This is a genomic window from Planococcus halotolerans (assembly GCF_003289955.1).
In the GTDB taxonomy this organism is placed as follows: Bacteria; Bacillota; Bacilli; order Bacillales_A; family Planococcaceae; genus Planococcus; species Planococcus halotolerans.
In genome coordinates, this window is sequence record NZ_QLZR01000011.1 from 63,009 (window position 1) to 83,179 (window position 20,171).

At 44.5% G+C, this 20,171-nt stretch carries 21 protein-coding genes; 17 read left to right on the plus strand and 4 right to left on the minus strand.

Translation table 11 applies throughout. The features are described from left to right. Window positions 1-15: 15 nt before the first annotated feature. From recX to DP120_RS17745, 3 genes are read left to right on the plus strand one after another with little or no spacing between them, the layout of a single operon-like run. Window positions 16-822: a recombination regulator RecX gene (recX, locus tag DP120_RS17735; protein ID WP_112224963.1), complete on the plus strand. Its 807-nt coding sequence runs from the start codon at window positions 16-18 to the stop codon at window positions 820-822. Further along, complete coding sequence (locus DP120_RS17740; RefSeq protein WP_112224964.1) at window positions 815-1,147, plus strand: YfhH family protein; 333 nt, start codon at window positions 815-817, stop codon at window positions 1,145-1,147. Before recX ends, DP120_RS17740 begins: the two co-directional genes overlap by 8 nt. Window positions 1,148-1,151: 4 nt before the next feature. Next, the gene (locus DP120_RS17745; RefSeq protein WP_112224965.1) at window positions 1,152-1,403 is read left to right on the plus strand and encodes a YfhJ family protein; all 252 of its coding nucleotides are present in this window, start codon (window positions 1,152-1,154) and stop codon (window positions 1,401-1,403) included. A 336-nt stretch (window positions 1,404-1,739) separates the two neighbouring features. Here the strand turns inward: DP120_RS17745 and DP120_RS17750 are convergent, their stop codons facing one another. Beyond that, on the minus strand, window positions 1,740-2,720 hold the full coding sequence (locus DP120_RS17750) for a metal-dependent hydrolase (protein ID WP_112224966.1): 981 nt from the start codon (window positions 2,718-2,720) through the stop codon (window positions 1,740-1,742). A 107-nt stretch (window positions 2,721-2,827) separates the two neighbouring features. Between DP120_RS17750 and mutY the strand changes: the two genes are divergently transcribed. The 9 genes from mutY (at window position 2,828) to nikC (ending at window position 12,928) form a co-directional block, all read left to right on the plus strand. Continuing rightward, on the plus strand, window positions 2,828-3,907 hold the full coding sequence (gene mutY / locus DP120_RS17755) for an A/G-specific adenine glycosylase (RefSeq protein ID WP_112224967.1): 1,080 nt from the start codon (window positions 2,828-2,830) through the stop codon (window positions 3,905-3,907). A 2-nt stretch (window positions 3,908-3,909) separates the two neighbouring features. Continuing rightward, window positions 3,910-4,656, plus strand: a complete 747-nt coding sequence (gene fabL, locus DP120_RS17760; RefSeq protein WP_112224968.1) for an enoyl-[acyl-carrier-protein] reductase FabL — start codon at window positions 3,910-3,912, stop codon at window positions 4,654-4,656. Between the two features lie 103 nt (window positions 4,657-4,759). Continuing rightward, complete coding sequence (gene ntdP, locus DP120_RS17765; RefSeq protein ID WP_112224969.1) at window positions 4,760-5,302, plus strand: nucleoside tri-diphosphate phosphatase; 543 nt, start codon at window positions 4,760-4,762, stop codon at window positions 5,300-5,302. A 64-nt stretch (window positions 5,303-5,366) separates the two neighbouring features. Continuing rightward, on the plus strand, window positions 5,367-7,112 hold the full coding sequence (locus DP120_RS17770; protein ID WP_112224970.1) for an ABC transporter ATP-binding protein: 1,746 nt from the start codon (window positions 5,367-5,369) through the stop codon (window positions 7,110-7,112). Window positions 7,113-7,301: 189 nt separating this feature from the next. Further along, window positions 7,302-8,321: an ABC transporter ATP-binding protein gene (locus tag DP120_RS17775; protein ID WP_112224971.1), complete on the plus strand. Its 1,020-nt coding sequence runs from the start codon at window positions 7,302-7,304 to the stop codon at window positions 8,319-8,321. Next, window positions 8,296-9,279 (plus strand): ABC transporter ATP-binding protein, encoded by a 984-nt coding sequence (locus DP120_RS17780; protein WP_112224972.1) that lies wholly within the window; start codon window positions 8,296-8,298, stop codon window positions 9,277-9,279. The genes DP120_RS17775 and DP120_RS17780 overlap by 26 nt, the downstream gene beginning before the upstream one ends. A 44-nt stretch (window positions 9,280-9,323) precedes the next feature. After that, a complete protein-coding gene (locus tag DP120_RS17785) occupies window positions 9,324-10,937 on the plus strand; it encodes an ABC transporter substrate-binding protein (protein WP_420812458.1) in 1,614 nt (537 codons plus the stop codon). Between the two features lie 84 nt (window positions 10,938-11,021). Further along, window positions 11,022-12,026, plus strand: a complete 1,005-nt coding sequence (locus DP120_RS17790; protein WP_112224974.1) for an ABC transporter permease — start codon at window positions 11,022-11,024, stop codon at window positions 12,024-12,026. A gap of 14 nt (window positions 12,027-12,040) precedes the next feature. Beyond that, on the plus strand, window positions 12,041-12,928 hold the full coding sequence (nikC, locus tag DP120_RS17795) for a nickel transporter permease (RefSeq protein WP_112224975.1): 888 nt from the start codon (window positions 12,041-12,043) through the stop codon (window positions 12,926-12,928). A gap of 49 nt (window positions 12,929-12,977) precedes the next feature. Here the strand turns inward: nikC and DP120_RS17800 are convergent, their stop codons facing one another. Then, on the minus strand, window positions 12,978-14,063 hold the full coding sequence (locus DP120_RS17800) for an FUSC family protein (RefSeq protein WP_112224976.1): 1,086 nt from the start codon (window positions 14,061-14,063) through the stop codon (window positions 12,978-12,980). Between the two features lie 37 nt (window positions 14,064-14,100). Then, window positions 14,101-15,387, minus strand: coding sequence for a glutamate-1-semialdehyde 2,1-aminomutase (locus tag DP120_RS17805; protein ID WP_112224977.1), 1,287 nt, complete (start codon window positions 15,385-15,387; stop codon window positions 14,101-14,103). Between the two features lie 123 nt (window positions 15,388-15,510). Here DP120_RS17805 and bcp point away from each other — a divergent pair, with 123 nt between their 5' ends. The 4 genes from bcp to perR all read left to right on the plus strand — a co-directional run bounded on the left by bcp (window position 15,511) and on the right by perR (window position 18,066). Continuing rightward, the gene (bcp, locus tag DP120_RS17810) at window positions 15,511-15,987 is read left to right on the plus strand and encodes a thioredoxin-dependent thiol peroxidase (protein WP_112224978.1); all 477 of its coding nucleotides are present in this window, start codon (window positions 15,511-15,513) and stop codon (window positions 15,985-15,987) included. Window positions 15,988-16,000: 13 nt separating this feature from the next. After that, a complete protein-coding gene (locus DP120_RS17815) occupies window positions 16,001-16,942 on the plus strand; it encodes a D-2-hydroxyacid dehydrogenase (protein WP_112224979.1) in 942 nt (313 codons plus the stop codon). A gap of 2 nt (window positions 16,943-16,944) precedes the next feature. After that, window positions 16,945-17,499, plus strand: coding sequence for a cob(I)yrinic acid a,c-diamide adenosyltransferase (locus tag DP120_RS17820; RefSeq protein ID WP_112224980.1), 555 nt, complete (start codon window positions 16,945-16,947; stop codon window positions 17,497-17,499). Between the two features lie 123 nt (window positions 17,500-17,622). Beyond that, window positions 17,623-18,066: a peroxide-responsive transcriptional repressor PerR gene (perR, locus tag DP120_RS17825; RefSeq protein WP_112224981.1), complete on the plus strand. Its 444-nt coding sequence runs from the start codon at window positions 17,623-17,625 to the stop codon at window positions 18,064-18,066. 99 nt (window positions 18,067-18,165) lie between these two features. Here the strand turns inward: perR and DP120_RS17830 are convergent, their stop codons facing one another. Further along, complete coding sequence (locus DP120_RS17830; protein ID WP_112224982.1) at window positions 18,166-18,519, minus strand: YgzB family protein; 354 nt, start codon at window positions 18,517-18,519, stop codon at window positions 18,166-18,168. A 237-nt stretch (window positions 18,520-18,756) separates the two neighbouring features. On the opposite strand from DP120_RS17830, the gene DP120_RS17835 reads away from it, so the two are divergent. Beyond that, complete coding sequence (locus DP120_RS17835; protein WP_112224983.1) at window positions 18,757-19,629, plus strand: nucleotidyltransferase-like protein; 873 nt, start codon at window positions 18,757-18,759, stop codon at window positions 19,627-19,629. Window positions 19,630-20,171: the final 542 nt, after the last annotated feature.

A 20,171-nucleotide genomic window follows, 5' to 3' on the forward strand; every position in this document is an offset into this window, starting at 1 on the left:
GAGAGGTGCCGCGCGTTGCCCATAATTACAAAAATCACACAGGGAAAAAACAATCCGGAACGCTATAATATTTTTCTGGAGGAAAAGTTTGCTTTCAGTGTCGATGAAACGGTGCTTGTCAGATATCAATTGACCAAAGGCAAAGAGCTGGACCAGTGGACCATCGAAGAAATGAATTTCGAAGATGAAATCCGCAAAGCCTTCAATAAATCCATGGATTTTTTGAGTTTCAGAATGCGCAGCGAAAGTGAAGTGCGCCAGAAACTGAAAGACAAAGAATTTGGGGAAGCTGTAATAGATGAAGCGATTAAAAAATTATATAAACTGAACTTTCTTGATGACCGCGCTTTTTCGGAAGCCCTGATGCGGACACAGATGAGATCATCCAAAAAAGGGCCGAAAGCGATCCAACAGGATATGCAAAAGAAAGGGATTGATAAACAGGTGCAAAAAGATGTTCTCGCTTCCTATTCAGAAGAAGAGCAAGTGGAACTTGCCAAAGGTCTGGCAGAAAAAATCGCAGACAAAGAAAAGACGAAGACACCGAGGCAGATTGAACAGAAAATCAGTGATACCTTACTTCGTAAAGGTTATTCGTATTCAGTGATCAAGCTGGCAATCGCGGATTTGGATCTGGAAAAAGACGAAGATCAATGGACGGATATTGTGGCAGCCCAAGGCGACAAGCTTTGGCGTAAATACAGCAGCAAATTGACCGGCTATGACCTGAAATCGAAAGTGAAGCAAGGCTTATACCAAAAAGGTTTTCCTGCTGAAGTCATCAACGAATACTTGGAGAAAAAGGAGAACGAAGATGAGTGAAGATAAACGTTACAGCCAGATGAATGAACAGGAGTTGCGCACAGAAATTGCGCGCTTGAAAGAAAAAGCCCGCAAAGCCGAACAACTTGGCATCATCAATGAGTTCGCGGTTTTGGAGCGTAAAGCCATTATGGCAGCTTCTTATTTGCTCGAACCGGAAGATTTCAAAAAAGGGGAAGTCTACCGCATTGAGGGAGATCCCAATGTCTATTTCCAAATCGATTATCTGAAGGGGCGCTTTGCATGGGGCTATCGCCTTGGGAGCGACAAGTTCACAGAGGCTTTGCCAATTTCCATGCTGCGCCCATTAAAAGAAGGGAAGTAAAGCGATGAAAGAAGTAATCGAACAATTAACAATTGAACTGCAAGAGAAAAACCCGAATATTACAGAAGATAAAGCACGTACCTGGATTGAACTGCTTGCTTCGGATTTTGAATCATCCTATGCAAAAGCAGGCTATGATTATCAAGGTACCGAAGTGGTGGAAAAAGTTGTACGCCAGTGGATCGACAGCTACGGCGAGAACATTCACGAATTTGCAGCGGGCAATCCGAAATATGCACACTTGCTGAAAGACTGAGCATAGATTCAAAAGCTGTTTCGATTGACGCAAGTCCATCAAAAAAACGCACACTCTGGAGTGTGCGTTTTGTGGTTAGAGTTACAGAAAAAAGTAAACACGTCTTATGTTTGTGAAACTTTTAAAAGAAGTGAATCCCTGTCCAGCCTCCAGCGGCCCAGCTCTTCGGATCATAAGCCAACTCAGCTGCCGTGGCAAAGAACGCTTTTCAAACCCTCTGCTCCTGCATCGCTGCGCTAGCTTCGTCGCAAAGAGATTTTCCAAATTTCATTTGGCTCATCTCTTCGCTGATCTGTCTTATGCCTTTCAGAGCTTAACGGGCGCTTGCGCTTTTCCTCAGTTGTGGCTGAAATCCAATTTTTTGCGAAGCTTGTCTTCACTGAAAATCCAGCCGGTGTAAGAATTGAGGATGTTGTAATCCTCATCCAGGTGGGCAACCGCCACAAAAGGATAATAATCATTGCTGCGGTAACGGAGATCAATCAGCCTTACTTCCAAAATTTCGCCGTATTGATTGATTTCCCAACGGTAAAGCGGGGAGAATGATACAAATGCTGAGAGGTTCTTATCCTTTAAAGCAGTTTGGATCAATTCGTTATCAGGCATCGGTTTTTTCGGGAACTTGTCATAAAAATTGATAGTGCGTCCATAAGCACGCCCAACGTAATGGTGCTTATCAGTGTCCGCTGCAATGCGCCAGTGGAAAAATCGCATCGTCGGTGCCACGAATATTTCCGTAGCTCCCGGAAGTGTGTTCCGGATAGCGTGCTTGATGGCAGATTGCAATGCAAAGCGGGAGATATAATAAAACACGAGCACGATATACAGAATGCTGATTGTCCATACCGGATCAGCGCCGAATGCCCAAATCATCAAAGCGATGACGTGTGCGCCGAAAATAATCGGGTCAAATGTGTTTATAACACCTAAGGCGACCCACTTATTGGAAAACGGCCTTAATGCCTGTGTGCCATATGAATTGAAAATATCGACAAAAACATGCAGAACAACTGCTAGAAAAGTCCAGAGCCAAAGATGAAGCAAGTTCACTTCTGGAAAAATGAACCATAGAGCGCCGGACAATAAAAGCGGCCAGACTAAAACAGCCGGAATTGAATGGGTGGCTCCTCGGTGGTGCCGTATATAAACAGCGTTATCCCGCAATTTGAGTACCGTATCAACATCCGGGATTTGCGAGCCGATGATGGTGCCGGCGATGACTGCTGTCATAGTTGTCGCATCATTTGCTACTGCTGGGTCCGCCATTGCAAGGCCGCCGAGTGCGATGCCCATGACGAGATGTGTGCCTGTATCCATCGTCTCATCCCCCTTTAAATAATTTGCTTAGTGACGGCAATGTATTTTAAAATCCGTCTCTGCTACTCATTACATACCCTTAAATTTAATGAAATAATCTAGAATCAATGGAGGGTTTCACCATTAATATTGAAAAAAAGCAGTTTCAAAATGACTTGGTCAATTGGTTTCATGAAGAAAAAAGGGACCTGCCGTGGAGACGTACTGCAGATCCCTATCAAATATGGATATCAGAAATTATGCTGCAGCAGACACGTGTCGACACAGTGATTCCTTATTATAAACGCTTTGTCGAAAGGTTTCCCACTTTGCGCGATCTGGCGAATGCTGATGAGGAAATTCTGCTGAAGCAATGGGAAGGTCTCGGTTATTATTCACGGGCGCGCAATCTGCAGGCGGGCGTCAAGGAAGTGGCTGAAAAATACGGCGGCAAAGTGCCGGACAGCCGCAAGGAAATATCGGCATTGAAAGGCGTCGGCCCCTATACAGCCGGCGCGGTACTCAGTATCGCATACGGTCTCCCGGAGCACGCTGTCGATGGCAACGTTATGCGGGTATTGTCACGAATCTTATTGATAGATGAAGATATTGCAAAACCAAAAACCCGCAAAGTTTTCGAAGAAGCGGTCACCGAATTGATCAGCCATGAAGATCCTTCCGCATTCAATCAAGGGCTGATGGAACTTGGTGCGCTGATTTGTACTCCGACTTCTCCCAAATGCCTGCTGTGTCCTGTACGCGAACATTGTGCAGCATTCCACGAAGGCCGGCAGAATGAGCTGCCTGTCAAAACAAAAGCGAAAGCGGGTAAAGCGGTCGATTATGCAATGGTGGCAATTCGGAGCGGAGAATCTTTGTTGATGGAGAAACGGCCATCAAAAGGCCTGCTGGCGAATATGTGGCAATTCCCTATGGCAGAGCTTCCGGCAAGCACAGAAACTGCAGAAGTCGAAGAACTCTTGTCCGAACAATTTAAAGGGACTGTCGAAAATGCTGAAAAAATTACTTCTTTCAAACATGTCTTCTCTCATTTAACATGGAATGTGGACGGCTTTATCGCCGAAGGTAAAGATTTGCAGATACCTGAAAATATGAAATGGGTTAATGCGGCGGAAATGGAATTGCTGCCGATAGCGGGACCGGTTCAAAAAATGAAAACAGCTTTAAAAAGCAGAGGAGATGTATGAAGATGGCTGAACAAAAAGTGGCATTGGTAACAGGAAGCAGCAGAGGGCTTGGCAAAGCGATGGCAATCGCATTGGCTGAAGAAGGATACGATATTGTTGTCAATTATGCCCGCAGCAAAACAGCGGCGCTGGACACGGTAAAAGAAGTTGAAGCAAGAGGCCGCAAAGCTCTGCTGGTCAGAGCAAATGTCGGAGATGTTGAAAAATTGCGCGGCATGTTCGAAACGATCAAAGAGGAATTCGGCAGATTGGATGTATTTGTATCCAATGCCGCGTCAGGTGTACTCCGTCCGATTATGGAACTGGAAGAATCCCATTGGGACTGGACGATGAACATCAATGCCAAAGCAATGCTGTTCGGTGCGCAGGAAGCTGCAAAACTGATGGATAAAGGCGGCAAAATCGTAGGCATCAGTTCACTTGGATCAATCCGATACCTTGAAAACTATACGACCATCGGTGTTTCAAAAGCGGCGGTCGAGTCAATTACCCGTTATTTGGCGGTTGAACTTGCGCCTAAAGGGATTTCGGTAAATACCGTTTCCGGCGGTGCACTGGATACTGAAGCCTTGAAACATTTCCCGAACCGGGAAGATCTGCTGAATGACGCACGTGTCAACACACCGGCAGGGCGCATGGTCGAAATTGAAGATATGGTTAAAACAGCCATGTTCCTCATTTCCGACGATTCGGATATGATCCGCGGCCAGACTATTATTGTAGACGGCGGCCGCTCTGTCGTAATGTAATTTTTTGCCTTTCTCGCCGTATTACTGTATGTTTTCAGAATTGATTGATATAATATTGAAATAGCAGATAATATAAGGGCTTAGACGAGAAGGTGGGATGGACATGGCGATTCCCGCAGAGGGAGAAACGATACAAATCCACAGTTACAAGCACAACGGCCGAATCCACCGTGTCTGGCAGGAAACAACTGTTTTGAAAGGTACGAATAACATAGTGATCGGTGCAAATGAACGGACCCTGGTAACCGAATCGGATGGCAGGACGTGGCTGACACGTGAACCGTCGATTTGTTATTTTCATGCGGAGCATTGGTTCAATATTATTTGTATGCTTCGTGATGACGGGGTCTATTATTATTGCAATATCAGTTCTCCATTTGTATATAATAATGGTTCCTTGAAATACATCGATTACGACCTGGATGTAAAAGTGTTTCCGGACATGTCTTACACATTATTGGATGAAGACGAATATGAAGACCATAAAAGGCAAATGGGTTATCCTGAAGTGATCGACCAGATTCTTTATCGCAATGTCGAAAAGCTGATAGGCTGGATTAAGCAACGCAGAGGCCCATTTGCTCAGGACTTCATCGAAGTATGGACGGACCGGTACGAATTTCACAGACAAAACCGGATTCGTTGATAAAATGAAAACCTGTTGCCAGCCAACAGGTTTTTCATTTTGAAGAAAGATTGGAGTGAAAGATTTGAGCAGTATGAAACGATACATGTATTTTGTAAAGCCATATTATTGGCAAATAGCGTTGACAATCCTTATCGGTATTTTTAAATTCGCGATACCGCTTTTCATCCCATTGCTGATCAAAATCGTCATCGATGATATTATCGGAGCGGAAGCCCTGTCGAGCCAGGAAAAACTGGAGCAGCTTTATCTTTGGCTAGGAGGAACGGCGATTGTATTCTTTCTGCTGCGTCCGCCGATTGAATATTTCCGTCAGTACTATGCACAGTATGTAAGCAATAAAATCCTCTATGACATCCGTGGATATCTTTACGGACACCTTCAACGGTTAAGCCTCAGATATTATGCCAATACACGCGCGGGAGAAATCATCTCACGCGTCATCAACGATGTGGAACAGACGAAAAATTTCGTAATGATCGGGCTGATGAATGTCTGGCTTGATCTCGCAACGATTCTGATAGCAATCGGTATTATGCTGTCGATGGACGTTTCACTTACTATTGTTGCATTATTGGCATTCCCGTTTTATGCGCTTAGCGTCAAGTATTTCTTTGGGCGCCTGCGTGATTTGACTCGTGAACGTTCCCAGGCACTGGCAAATGTCCAAAGCTATCTGCATGAACGTGTCCAGGGGATGAGCATCATCAAAAGCTTTGCTCTTGAGAAACACGAACAGAAAATATTCAATGACACCAATGATCAATTTCTGGACAAGGCAATCGACCATACGAAGTGGAATGCGAAGGCTTTTGCCGTCGTCAATACAATCACTGATGTCGCACCTTTACTGGTCATCGGCTATGCAGGTTACCAGGTTATCCAAGGTGATTTGACACTGGGTACGATGGTGGCGTTCATCGCCTATATCGAACGTCTTTACAATCCGCTGCGCCGTCTTGTCAATTCTTCCACGACGCTTGTCCAGTCTTTAGCGTCGATGGACCGGGTGTTTGAACTGGTTGATGAAGATTACGACGTTACAGATAAAAAAGGTGCGCGTGATTTGAAAGTGGTCGATGGCAAACTGGAATTCCGCAACGTTTCCTTCCATTATAATGATGGCGGTTCAGAAGTTCTGTCCAATATGAGCTTCACCGTGAAACCGGGTGAAACTGTCGCGCTGGTGGGTATGAGCGGGGGCGGGAAATCGACGATTGTGTCGTTGATTCCCCGTTTCTACGATGTAACAGAAGGCGGCATCTATATGGATGATCATAATCTGAAGGATGTCAGTATCCATACACTGCGTGACCAGATTGGTCTCGTGCTGCAGGACTCCATCCTATTCAGTGATTCGGTCAAAGCAAATATCCTGATGGGGAAACCGGATGCTACTGATGCAGAAGTCGAGGCGGCTGCAAAAGCTGCCAACGCCCATGCTTTCATTGAGATGCTGCCGGAAGGCTATGACACGAAAGTCGGGGAACGCGGCGTGAAATTATCAGGAGGGCAGAAACAGCGCATTGCCATCGCGCGTGTATTCCTGAAAAATCCGCCGATGCTGATTCTGGATGAAGCAACTTCCGCTCTTGACTTGGAAAGTGAAGCGCTGATCCAAGACTCACTGGAGCGCCTGGCACATGACAGAACAACATTAATTGTGGCCCATAGACTGTCCACCATCACCCATGCCGATCAAATTCTTGTCATCGACCATGGTAATCTTGCTGAACAAGGCACGCATGACGAATTGATGAAGCAAAAAGGGGTCTACTATAACCTTTTCCAGGTTCAGCATTTCAAATAAAAACAATTCTCTTCCATAATATAGGTGTTTTTCGAAAGCCAGCCGAGAAATTATTCGGCTGGCTTTTTTTCATTCATAAAAACTTATCAGCTAGCCCTATAAAAAGAACTATTGCATATAGTTTGAATTTACGTATAATTAAAAGAAATAAAATATTCAGATTTATTTTTGTGTAAAAGGGGTGGCTACATGTTAGAAAGAGAGAAGATTTTAGAAGTAAAAGGTTTGCAGACTACCTTTTTCACAGATGACGGCGAGGTTCCAGCTGTCGACAATGTTGACTTTCACATCCGTGAAGGGGAAGTGCTGGGGATTGTTGGGGAATCAGGATGCGGAAAGAGTGTAACTTCCTTGTCGATTATGGGTTTGGTGCCAAGCCCTCCCGGAAAAATCACCAATGGCGAAATCTTATTTGAAGATCAGGATTTAACGAAACTGCCCGAGAAGAAAATGCGCGAAATCCGGGGCAATGATATAGCAATGATATTCCAGGAGCCGATGACATCATTAAATCCGTTGTTCACTATCGGCAACCAATTGCAGGAAGCAGTCAAAATCCATAAGAAGGACTGGTCGAAAAAGCAGATTTACAATCGCGCAGTTGAAATGATGAGATTGGTCGGGCTGCCGCGTCCGGAAGGTTTGATGAAAGAACATCCCCATCAATTATCCGGTGGGATGAGACAGCGTGTCATGATCGCCATGGCGCTGCTTTGTGACCCGAAAGTGTTGATTGCAGATGAACCGACAACTGCGCTCGATGTAACAATCCAGGCTCAAATTCTGAAGCTGATCAAAAACCTGAATAAAGAGCTAAACACGGCAGTGCTGCTGATTACGCACGATCTCGGTGTCGTTGCAGAAACGTGTGAAAGAGTCGTGGTTATGTATGCCGGAAAAGTGGTTGAAGAAGGTCCGGTCGATGCTATATTCAAGGATCCTCAGCATCCATATACGCGGGGGCTTCTGGAATCCGTGCCTGACATGAGATTCAAAAAAGAACGGCTTTATTCGATTCCCGGCAATGTACCAAAGCCGGGTTCAATTAAAACCGGCTGCCGTTTTGCTCCGAGATGTGAATTCGCTTTCGACCGCTGCGTAGAGGAAACTCCGCCGCTATACCAGACAACTGAAGAGCATCAGACCCGGTGCTTCCTATTTGATCCGAAGGAGGCAGAAAAGCATGACCGAACAATTGTTAAAAGTTGAAGGCCTGAAAAAGTATTTTCCAATTAAATCAGGTATTTTCGGCAGAGTGAGCAATCACGTCAAAGCGGTGGATGATATTTCGTTTTCTGTAAAAGAAGGGGAAACGCTTGGTATTGTCGGGGAATCGGGATGCGGCAAATCCACTACCGGCCGTATGCTGATGAGGCTGCTTGAACCGACTGAAGGAAAAGTAACCTTCGACGGGCAGGAGCTCACTTCGCTTTCGAATAACGAAATGCGCAAGGCCAGACGGGATATTCAAATGGTGTTCCAAGATCCTTATGCTTCATTGAATCCTCGTCATACGATTGAAAAGATATTAATGGAACCATTAAATGTCCATAATATCGGAGACCCAAAAGAAAGAAAACAGAAAGTCCATGAATTCCTTGAAATTGTAGGACTAAGCAGCTATCACGCAAAACGCTACCCGCACCAATTCAGCGGCGGGCAGCGGCAGCGAATCGGCATTGCCCGGGCGCTGATGACAAACCCTAAACTCATTATTGCTGATGAGCCCGTTTCAGCGCTCGATGTATCGATTCAGGCACAGGTGCTTAACTTGATGCAAGATCTTCAGAAAGAGCTGAAACTGACTTATATATTCATTGCCCATGATCTCGGTGTGGTCCGCCATATCAGTGATCGTGTTGGAGTAATGTACCTCGGTAACATGGCCGAAATGGCTGATACCGAAGACCTTTACGAAAAGCCTCTGCATCCATATACACAGGCATTGCTTACAGCAGTGCCTGTTCCGGATCCGGCTTTCGAGAGGGAAGAAGTTGAGATCCAAGGGGATGTTCCTAGTCCCGCAAATCCGCCGAGCGGATGTCGTTTCCATACACGCTGTCCATTTAAAATGGATATCTGCGAAACGACCATCCCGATTTTCGCGGAGGTTGAGAAAGGTCATTCTGTAGCCTGCCACCTTTATGAGGAAAGCAGGCCGCAATGATAATAAACAAAAACGGAGGGGTTAATTTGGGGAATAAAAAAATCATGTCCCTTGCATTTCTGATGCTTTTGCTGATCTCTGCAGTACTTTATGGCTGCAGTGGCGGATCGAATGAAGGTTCAGAATCAGAAGGCAGCGGTGAAACTGGTGGCGAAGGGGAATCCACGGAAGAGAAAGTTTTGATCTTCGGTCGCGGGGGAGATTCGGTATCACTTGACCCTATCACTGTTACAGACGGTGAATCATTTAAAGTTACTAAGAACATTTTTGATACACTTGTAAACTTCGGTGAACAAGATACAGAAATTGAAGGTGGATTGGCTTCTGATTGGGAAGCTGCAGAAGACGGATTGACGTACACTTTCCAACTTGAAGAAGGCGTTACTTTCCACGATGGCACTGATTTCAATGCAGAAGCTGTTGTAGCAAACTTTGACCGCTGGGCTGCAGGAGATGCAGATCAATTTCCATATTACGGTTCAATGTTCGGCGGTTTTGGTGATGAAGAAGGGCACGTAATCGAATCAGTTGAAGCTACAGGCGATTATGAAGTCACTTTCACATTAAAACGTCCTATGGCTCCATTCCTTAAAAACCTGGCAATGAGCCCGTTCGGTATCGCTTCTCCTACTGCATTTGAAGAGCAAGGCGATGCATTCGGCGATAATCCGGTAGGAACTGGCCCATTCCAATTTGTTGAATGGAACCGTAACGACACTGTCCGCATCGAGAAATTTGATGACTATTGGGTTGAAGGCGAACCAAAACTGGATGAAGTGGTATTCCGCGCTATCCCGGATAACTCTGGTCGCTTGAACGCTCTATTAGCTGGTGAAATCGATTTGGCAGATGGCATCAACCCATCGGATGCAGCGACTATTGAAGGAGACGAAAACCTTCAATTGTTTGAACGTCCATCGATGAACGTTGGTTACCTTGGTTTAACGAACACACGTGAACCATTCAACGATCCTTTGGTCCGTCAAGCGATGAACCATGCAATCGACAGACAGGCTATCGTTGACGCATTCTTCGAAGGCCGCGGGGAAGTTGCGAAAAACCCGATGCCACCTGTAATCAGTGGCTATAACGACGACATCGAAGGATATGAATATGATCCTGAGAGAGCAAAAGAATTGCTTGAAGAAGCTGGACTTGGCGATGGATTCGAAATGGAACTTTGGGCTATGCCTGTTCCGCGTCCATATATGCCAGATGGCCAAAAAGTTGCTGAAGCGATCCAAAGTGATTTGGCTGAAGTAGGAATCACTGCTGAAATCGTTTCCTATGAATGGGCAACTTACCTTGAAAAAGCTGCGAACGGTGAAGCTGATGCCTTCCTATTAGGATGGACTGGTGATAACGGAGATGCAGATAACTTCCTGTATGTGTTGCTTGACCAGGATAATATCGGTTCAAACAACTACACTTATTACGAAAATCAGGAATTGCACGATATTCTGATTGAAGCTCAGACTGAAGTTGACGAAGAGGTTCGTAATGAGTTGTATATGCAAGCGCAGGAAATTATTCACGAAGATGCACCTTGGGTTCCGCTTGCTCACTCTACACCGCTACTTGCGGGAGGAAACAATGTCGTGAACTTCAAAGCGCATCCAACTGGCTCAGATAAATTATCAACAGTAGATCTGGAGTAGACTTTTCGAGAGGGGAGATCGTACAGATTCCCCTCTTTTTTTAATTAATTAATACATATTTGTTAGAGATGGAGAGGTGAAGAAATGCTTCACTATATTGGTAAACGGCTATTGCAGTTAATTCCGGTTCTGCTCGGAATGACGTTCATCGTTTTTATGATCATTCGTGCGATACCTGGTGATCCAGCCCAAGTAATTCTTGGCCAACAGGCTTCTGAGGAGGCAATAAGAGCGCTGAGAACGACTTTGGGTTTGGATAATCCTTGGTATATCCAGTATTTTGATTATTTAAAAGGACTGGTTACTGGTGATCTGGGGCAGTCGCTGCGAACAAGAACTCCAGTGGTGGATGAGGTTTGGCCATATTTAGCGGCAACAATCGAGTTGTCTGTTTTTGCTGTTATCATCGCCATTATAATTGGCATCAATGCTGGAATCATTTCAGCATGGTTCCAAAATTCATGGTTCGATTATCTTGCAATGATAATCGCGCTTATCGGTGTTTCAATGCCAATTTTCTTTTTGGGGCTCCTCAATCAATGGATTTTTGCAATAGAATTGGATTGGCTTCCGACTTCCGGGCGGATGAATGTTCGGGATCCAATTGAATCAGTAACTGGTTTCTATATTATCGACACCATAATTACCGGGCAATTTGATCAGCTCTCAACTATTATGCGTCACTTGATTCTTCCTGGGACTGCGCTTGCGACTATACCTATGGCCATCATTGCAAGGATGACGCGGTCAAGTATGCTGGAAGTTATGAGATCTGACTATGTTCGCACGGCTCGCTCTAAAGGTTTGAGAATGTTTTGGGTCGTCTACAAGCACGCTTTAAAAAATGCCATTATCCCGGTATTGACTATCATCGGGCTTCAAATGGGGTTATTGCTTGGAGGCGCAATTTTGACAGAAACAATCTTTGCATGGCCGGGAATCGGCAGATATATATATGAAGCCATCGGTTTCCGTGATTATCCGGTAATCCAGTCAGGCATCCTGATTGTCGCGTTCATATTTGTCATGATTAATCTGTTTGTGGATCTGCTTTATAGTTTAGTTGATCCGCGTATCAAATATGATTAGGAAGGGGGAGAACAATGACTAACGCGACTGTAAAAGATGACAATATAGAAATGCAGCAAGTTGCAGGGCCTTGGAAAGAGGCGTGGCGAGGATTTCGTAAAAGTAAAGTGGCGGTTGTAGGAATGGGAATTGTAATTTTTTTCATCCTGCTGGCTATTTTTGGTCCGCTGTTTACACCGCAGGGCATCAACGAACAAAATATGTCCGAGCGTTTTCTTCCTCCTTCCTCTACATATTGGATGGGAACTGATGATTTCGGACGTGATATTTTATCCCGTATTGTTTATGGAGCAAGGATTTCCCTTTGGGTAGGATTCTTAGCGGTAATAGCGTCAGCGATTGTTGGAAGTTTTCTTGGTATTCTTGCAGGTTATTATGGAAGATGGGTAGATACCATCATTTCACGTATTTTTGATATTATGCTGGCTTTCCCAAGTATTCTATTAGCAATTGCGGTTGTTTCGGTGTTGGGGCCTTCATTGCGTAATGCTTTGATTGCCATTGCAATCATCAATGTGCCAAACTTTGGACGACTTATAAGATCGAAAGTCTTGAGTATAAAAGAAGATGAATACATTATGTCGGCAAAGGCAATCGGCATGCAGGATAGCCGGATCTTGTTTTCTCATATCCTTCCGAACTCGATGGCGCCTGTCATAGTTCAGGGAACATTAGCAATTGCTACGGCTATCATCGAAGCTGCAGCCCTCGGATTTTTAGGTTTAGGAGCACAGGCGCCTACTCCTGAATGGGGAAAAATGCTGGCAGATTCCAGATCCTATCTGACTAATGCCCCATGGACTATGATTTTTCCAGGACTGGCAATCATGCTGACAGTACTTGGCTTTAACTTGATGGGCGACGGCTTGCGCGATGCACTCGACCCTCGCATGAAATCATAAGAAAAACGTGCAGAGAAATTATCTCTGCACGTTTTTTATATGTGTTTATTTATATGAAGCTCTCCAGGTCTTCATCGACTTCATCACTATGGTAATTCAAATAAGCGATGATCAATAAATCCAGGTGTTCGAGCTGCTCCTCATAATCAAGGATAGCCGATAAGACATGCATCAGATGATAGACAGAAAAGTCGCTGTCCTCGGATTCCAATGCTATATTAATTTCTTTTACAAATATTGCCATTACTTCGTGGCGCTTTATTGAAGCGTCTGTGCCAGAAGATTCACTGTGTTCCGGCCTCAACTTGCCTACATATTTCATGTAAAGCTGTTCGTGGTAGCTGGCCAGGCTTTCGAGTCTTTCCTGCACCATCATATGGAATTGTTCCGGAAGTTCCGTCAATTCATTTTCAAAACGGTGAAGTCTTTTCAATACTTCCAGGCTCTTTTTGGATGTCGCAATCATCTGGCGGTATAACACCAGCTTTCTAGCTTTTGTATATTGCTGCTTTTTCGTATAGCTTCGTTCTTCCTTATAAAATAGATACCATTGATCCACTTTAACGAGCTTATCGGTTAATTTGTCGATGTCTTCTTTCACGGATGCATGATCTGACGCGTGCCTGATTGAAACCCGTATCCAGCGAATCACTTCTTCACTGACTTCATGTATGGAAGTGAATAAGCGGCTTTCGTATTTAGGCGGAAGAAAGATCAGATTTACAACAAAAGCGGAGAGTATCCCAAGTAGGACTGTCAGAAAACGTAAAGACGCGAAAGAAAGGAAGTTATTGGTTTGTGAATCCATAATGATAATGATGGTGACAAGTGTCAGTGGAACAGTGTTTTCAAGCTTTAATTTCAACATGATGACAATAGCCAGTATGGCTGCGAGTCCGATGGTCAGGTAATTGCTGCCAAGGGTCAATACAAAGATGACAGCAATTGAAGCGCCAATCAGATTTCCGTATATTTGATCGAGCAGAGTCAGGTAGGACCTGTATATGGAAGGCTGGATGGCGAAAATTGCAGCGACGCCTGCGAATACAGGAGAAGGCAATTCCAATAAGTTGGCTAAAAACAAGGCCATTGAAATAGCCACGCCGGTCTTTAATATACGTGCACCTAATTTCATAACTTACGAATCCCTTCTTCCCGTAATGAATTGCTTTTTATAGTTGGCTGAATGCTTTTCTTACTGCCTGCAGCGCTGTATCAACGTCTTCTTCAGTATGTTCAGTAGTCAGGAACCAGGCTTCGTATTTGGAAGGAGCAAGATTTATGCCTTGTTCGAGCATCAATTTAAAGAAACGCCCAAAAATTTCTCCATCTGTAGCTTCAGCCTGTTCATAGTTTTCGACTTTCACATCCGTGAAATAGATGGTCAAAGCGCCTTTTAAGCGATTTACAGTGATAGTTACATCGAATTCCTCAGCCGCTTCCAAAATCCCTTTTTCAAGGCGTTGCCCCAAACGGTCCATTTTGTCATATATGCCATCGGCCTGCAAAACTTCGAGGCAAGCGATTCCTGCCTGTATCGAAGCGGGGTTTCCGGCCATCGTACCAGCCTGGTAAGCCGGTCCAAGAGGCGCGACGGTTTCCATGATTTCTTTCTTGCCGCCGTAAGCACCGATCGGAAGCCCGCCGCCAATAATTTTGCCGAGCGCAGTCAAATCAGGTTTGAGCCCAAGCATATCCTGTGCGCCGCCGTAATGGAAGCGGAATGCCGTAATCACTTCATCATAGACGATTAAAGCTCCTTTTTCCGCAGCTATGCGGTGAACTTCTTCAAGAAACCCTTCTCTCGGTTCTACAATCCCAAAATTGCCGACAATCGGTTCTACTAGGATGCAGGCAATTTCTTCGCCCCATCTTTCCATTGCTTCAGCAAAAGCAGTTGGATCATTGAAGGGGATAGTGATGACTTCTTCTGCGATAGTTTTAGGAACGCCTGCAGAATCAGGAGTGCCAAGTGTAGCCGGACCGGATCCAGCTGCAACCAGCACGAGGTCCGAGTGCCCATGGTAACAGCCGGCGAATTTCATGATTTTTGTGCGGCCGGTATAGGCGCGGGACACGCGGATAGTGGTCATAACCGCTTCAGTGCCGCTATTGACGAAACGGACACGGTCCATATTTGGCATTGCTTCTTTCAGCATTTTTGCGAATGTGATTTCATGGCGTGTCGGTGTACCGTACAAAACACCTGTTTCAGCAGCGTTTGAAATCGCTTTTGAGATATGCGGGTGGCCGTGTCCAGTAATGATGGGACCATAAGCAGCCAGGAAATCGATATATTTATTGCCATCGACATCCCAAAAATAAGCACCTTTTGCGCGTTCCATGACAACAGGGGAACCACCGCCGACAGCTTTAAATGACCTTGACGGGCTGTTGACGCCTCCGACGATATGTTCAAGCGCTTCTTTATGCAGTCTGTTTGATTCTGAATGGTTCATTTATTTTCTTCCTCCTACTTAATGTCTATTTCTTATTGTAGACAAGTTTATACATTAACGCCAAAGAAATTGAAACTCCATCTGCAGTTCGGTACGATAGACATAAGAGAAGGAGTGATTGCATTGACGACATTAGAAGGTTTGCATGCACCGGATTTTACATTGAAAAATGAAAGTGGTGAAACAGTTTCTTTGGAGGATTTTGCCGGCAAGAAATACGTAGTGCTTTATTTTTACCCGAAAGATATGACGCCGGGCTGCACCACACAGGCCTGCGATTTCCGGGATGCAGAGAAGGATTTTTCCGAATTGGGAGCAGTCATTCTTGGCGTTAGCGCAGACTCTGAAAAACAGCACAGTAAATTTATCAGCAAACACGGTTTGCCATTCTCTTTGTTGGTTGATGAAGATCATAAAGTTTCTGAGGCATACGGTGTGTGGGTGGAGAAGAATATGTACGGAAAAGAATTTATGGGGATTGAACGCTCTACGTTCTTAATCGACCCAACCGGGACTGTCGTGAAAGAATGGCGCAAAGTCAAAGTGAAAGACCATATCCAGGAAGTCCTTGAAACGGTTAAAGAGCTCAGCCAAGCATAGGAGGAAGACATATATGGAAGTATTATTCACGTTTCTGCCAAATGAAGGCATGCAGCAAAGCATCATCAGGGATTTCCCTGAAGCGGATTTCCATTTCGCTTATAAAGACAAAAGTAAATTGCCGACAGCGGATATACTTGTCACTTACGGGGAAGATCTGGATGATGAAGACATCAGCAATGCTAATAATTTAAAATGGATAATGGTTGTAAGTGCCGGTATCGAAAAAATGCCGCGCGAAGCCATTGCGAAACGGGGCATAACCGTATCGAATGTGCGAGGCATCCATAAAACGCCGATGGGGGAATCGGTTCTGGGCCACCTGCTGGCTTTGAAGCGCTCCTTGCCGGAAATCTATAAAAACCAGCGCGACCATAAATGGGAACGCAAATTCCGCTCAACTGAACTATTCGGTTCGACGGCTTTAATACTCGGACCCGGAGCAATCGGTTCCGAAATAGGCAGGCTTCTGCAGGCTTTTGGTGTTATGACCATCGGCTGCAATCGATCAGGGAATCAGGCGGATCATATGAATGAAATGATTTCCTTCGATGAATTGCTTGGGAAGCTACCGGAAGCCGATATTGTCATTTCTGTGCTGCCAAGTACGGCAGAAACAAAGTATCTCCTTGGAATTGAGCATTTCAAAGCCATGAAACAAGAAGCGGTATTCATGAACTTTGGGCGTGGAGACCTTGTAAAAGAGGAAGTTCTAATAGAAGCAATGAATGAAGGGATGATAACTTACGCGGTATTGGACGTTTTTGAACAGGAACCTTTAGCTGAAGACCATCCCTTCTGGGGAATGAATAATGTCATCGTATCCCCGCATGTATCCAGTAAATCCGGTATGTACGTTGAACGGGCTATGGAGGTTTTCCTTCCCAATTTACGCAAATGGCTTGATGGAATTCAGGATCCGACAAATCTCGTAAATATGGAAAAGGGGTATTGACCATGAAGATTTACACGAAAACCGGCGATAAAGGCACCACTTCTCTGGTATACGGTTCAAGAGTGCCGAAAAATGATGTGCTGGTGGAAGCTTACGGTACTTGCGACGAAGCGAACTCAATGATCGGTTTAGCGCTTGCGCATCTGAACGGCGAATTCTTCAGCGAAAAAGAAGAAATCTGCGATATATTCCATGAAATTCAAACAACTTTATTCCACGTGGGAGCGGAACTTGCCACTCCTGCCGGAAAAGAAGTGAAATGGAAGCTGAGCCCGGCAGATACAGAAAAATTAGAGATCTGGATTGATAAATACAATGCGGAACTTCCGCCATTGAGTAACTTTATCCTGCCAAGCGGCCACCCTGCTGGAGCGGCGCTGCATGTAGCCCGTACAGTGGTCAGACGGGCTGAGCGCCTTGCCACCTCCATCGGGGAAGGGACATCTCCGGAAGTGCTGGCTTACCTGAATCGCTTGTCAGACTTCTTGTTTGTTGCGGCACGTTTCATCAATCAGCGCTTGGGCAGCAAAGAAAATGAACTTCACAGCAAGAAATAGCATTCAATAAGTCCACCTTAACCAGCGTGCTTATAGTGATTTCTTGACATCTACCTTGCTTTTTGAGTACACTAATTATAACGATTATAAAGTAAGAATCTTTATGAAGTGAGGTGCACGGCGATGTCTGAAGTATTATTAAAAGACGCGCTTGATGCTTTGAAGTCTACAGGTGTCAGAATCACTCCACAGCGCCATGCGATTTTGGAGTATATGATTCATTCTACAACGCACCCGACAGCGGATGACATTTATCGCGCGCTTGAGAAATCTTTTCCAAATATGAGTGTTGCAACTGTTTATAATAATTTACGTGTCTTTAAAAAAGCCGGTCTTGTGAAAGAATTGACTTATGGCGATTCTTCAAGCAGGTTCGATTTTGTTACGCACGACCATTATCATATGATCTGCAATGATTGCGGAAAGATTGTCGATTTTCATTATCCCGGTTTGGATGAAGTGGAACATTTGGCTTCACATGTTACTGGATTCCAAGTGGATTACCATCGGCTTGAAATCTATGGAACCTGCCAGGATTGCCTTACTGATTCAGCAAAGGCGCAATAAGAAAGCGAGCATAGAATTCTATGCCCGCTTTTTTTATTTATCCAATTATTCCGAAGGAACAGAAAATCCGCCAGCGAAATGATCGGCGGCGGATATCAGTTATACGTTGGAATTTTTTTTATTGTATTGGACATCGAACTCTTTTCCTTCTAGGGAAGGATCCATAGTCAGAGGTTCGCGGCAGTGCATGCACATATCCACACGGCCAAGCATTTTTGTGTGGCGTCCGCAGTTCGGGCATTCAACAGGAACGGTTTTCATGGAAAGAAGACCGATCCAGGCGTATACTCCTGTACTTCCAATGATGGCGACGACCCCAAGCAGCATGAAAGTGACCATGATTAAGGGTTGTTCTCTAAAGTAAATGCCTATATACATAATAACGATGCCGATGAAAATCAAAGACAACGCAAAAGTCCGGATACGATTGATTTTATTTTTATAAGGCTTCATGTTTACTCCTCCTTGCATCAATCATACTATATCATAATCGATGTGAAAAAGTGTTAATGCTTTTCTTATGAAGGAATCAGCGGAAATATGTCGAAATAGAGAAAAGCGGATCTTAACTGTTTATTTATCGGGAATAAAAGAAGCGATGATTAAAGAAAAAATGGACAAAAAATATTTGAGTTGATGAAAAAAGGGTATAACCGTAAGCAAGCCTGAATCTGCAGGGAGTGAAATGGAATGGAACAAATATTAAGGCCGATTTATCAGGAACGGGCCAGCCAGGAAAGTACGCTTGGCGTTGTGCTCGTTGAGAAAAGGGAAAAGGTCAGTCCAAGTACTGATACTTTTGATACGATTCTGCTGATCATTACAAAGGAAAATGAAACGGCTGTTTTCACTAAGCATTATACTTACGACGAGAAAAAAGCTGCCATGCACATCATTACTGAAAAACAGCTTCAAAAATGGCTGCTGCTTGGAACGAATCGCAAAATAGTGGACTGGCTGTTCAATGGCCGAATCATTTATGATCGAAATGAATTTATGGAAAAATTGATTACAGAACTTAAAGAATATCCCTTTGCAGGTAGAAAAATTAAAATGGGCCTTGAGTATGCCAAGCTAATCCGGCGTTACTTGGAAGGAAAGGTGCTGTTCGAGGAAAAAAACTATCTCGACGCTTACCGCCATGTAATTGAATCGCTTCATCACCTGGCACGCCTTTCAGTTTTGGAAAACGGCTTGCCTCCAGAAGTGACGGTGTGGTCCCAAGTGAAACAGATAGAACCGTCTATTTATAAATTATATGAAGAGCTGGTTCTCAGTGACGAATCCATTGATAAGAGATTGGAGCTGCTGTTCCTTGCCAGCGAATTTCTCATTCATTCCCGTACAGCAGATGGAGCGCAGCATATCATGGAAGTAATGGCGAAAAAGAAGAGCTGGACCATCCAGGAACTTCACGAGCAGGAAGAGTTGAAAAACTATTCTTCCGATCTTGAAGTATTCATCGAATATCTTGTGGACAAAGAAATGGTGTTTACTGAAGGAGTCATGACCAAGAGCGAGAGAATATTCCATCGGTACTATTACGTTAAAGCTGCAAAATAAGCAGCCGGATTTCAAACCGGGCTACCTTCGGGTAATCCGGTTTCTTTCATTAGAGGACGTTGCTAGAATAGAAAAAGAAATAGTAATTTTTGCTAATGAATAATTTGAGCTTTTTACATTTTTAAATTTTTATCCTTTTATCGTTGACAAAAAGGTAGGTATCGTATTATGATATTTCATGTCGCTTCGGCAGAATAAGTTTTTTAGAATAATAAATAAAGCTTGACTCTAACAGCCGGCGATGATAAATTAGAGAAGTCGCTTTTACAGGACGCGAAAATTTGAACCTTGAAAACTGAACAGTAAAACGTCAACGAAAGACGTCACGAGCGCCTCGGCGCGAGAACGGCTTTTGCGATGGTCGCCTCCGGCGATCGGAGCACAGCCTTCGAACTTCTTGGGTTCGTGACTTAACTACTGATCAGCACTTGTGCAGATCAAAGCGAATCGTGCTGTCTTCGGACAGGCGATGCGCCAGCAAGTATTTGAGCAATCAACTACTCTATAATGGAGAGTTTGATCCTGGCTCAGGACGAACGCTG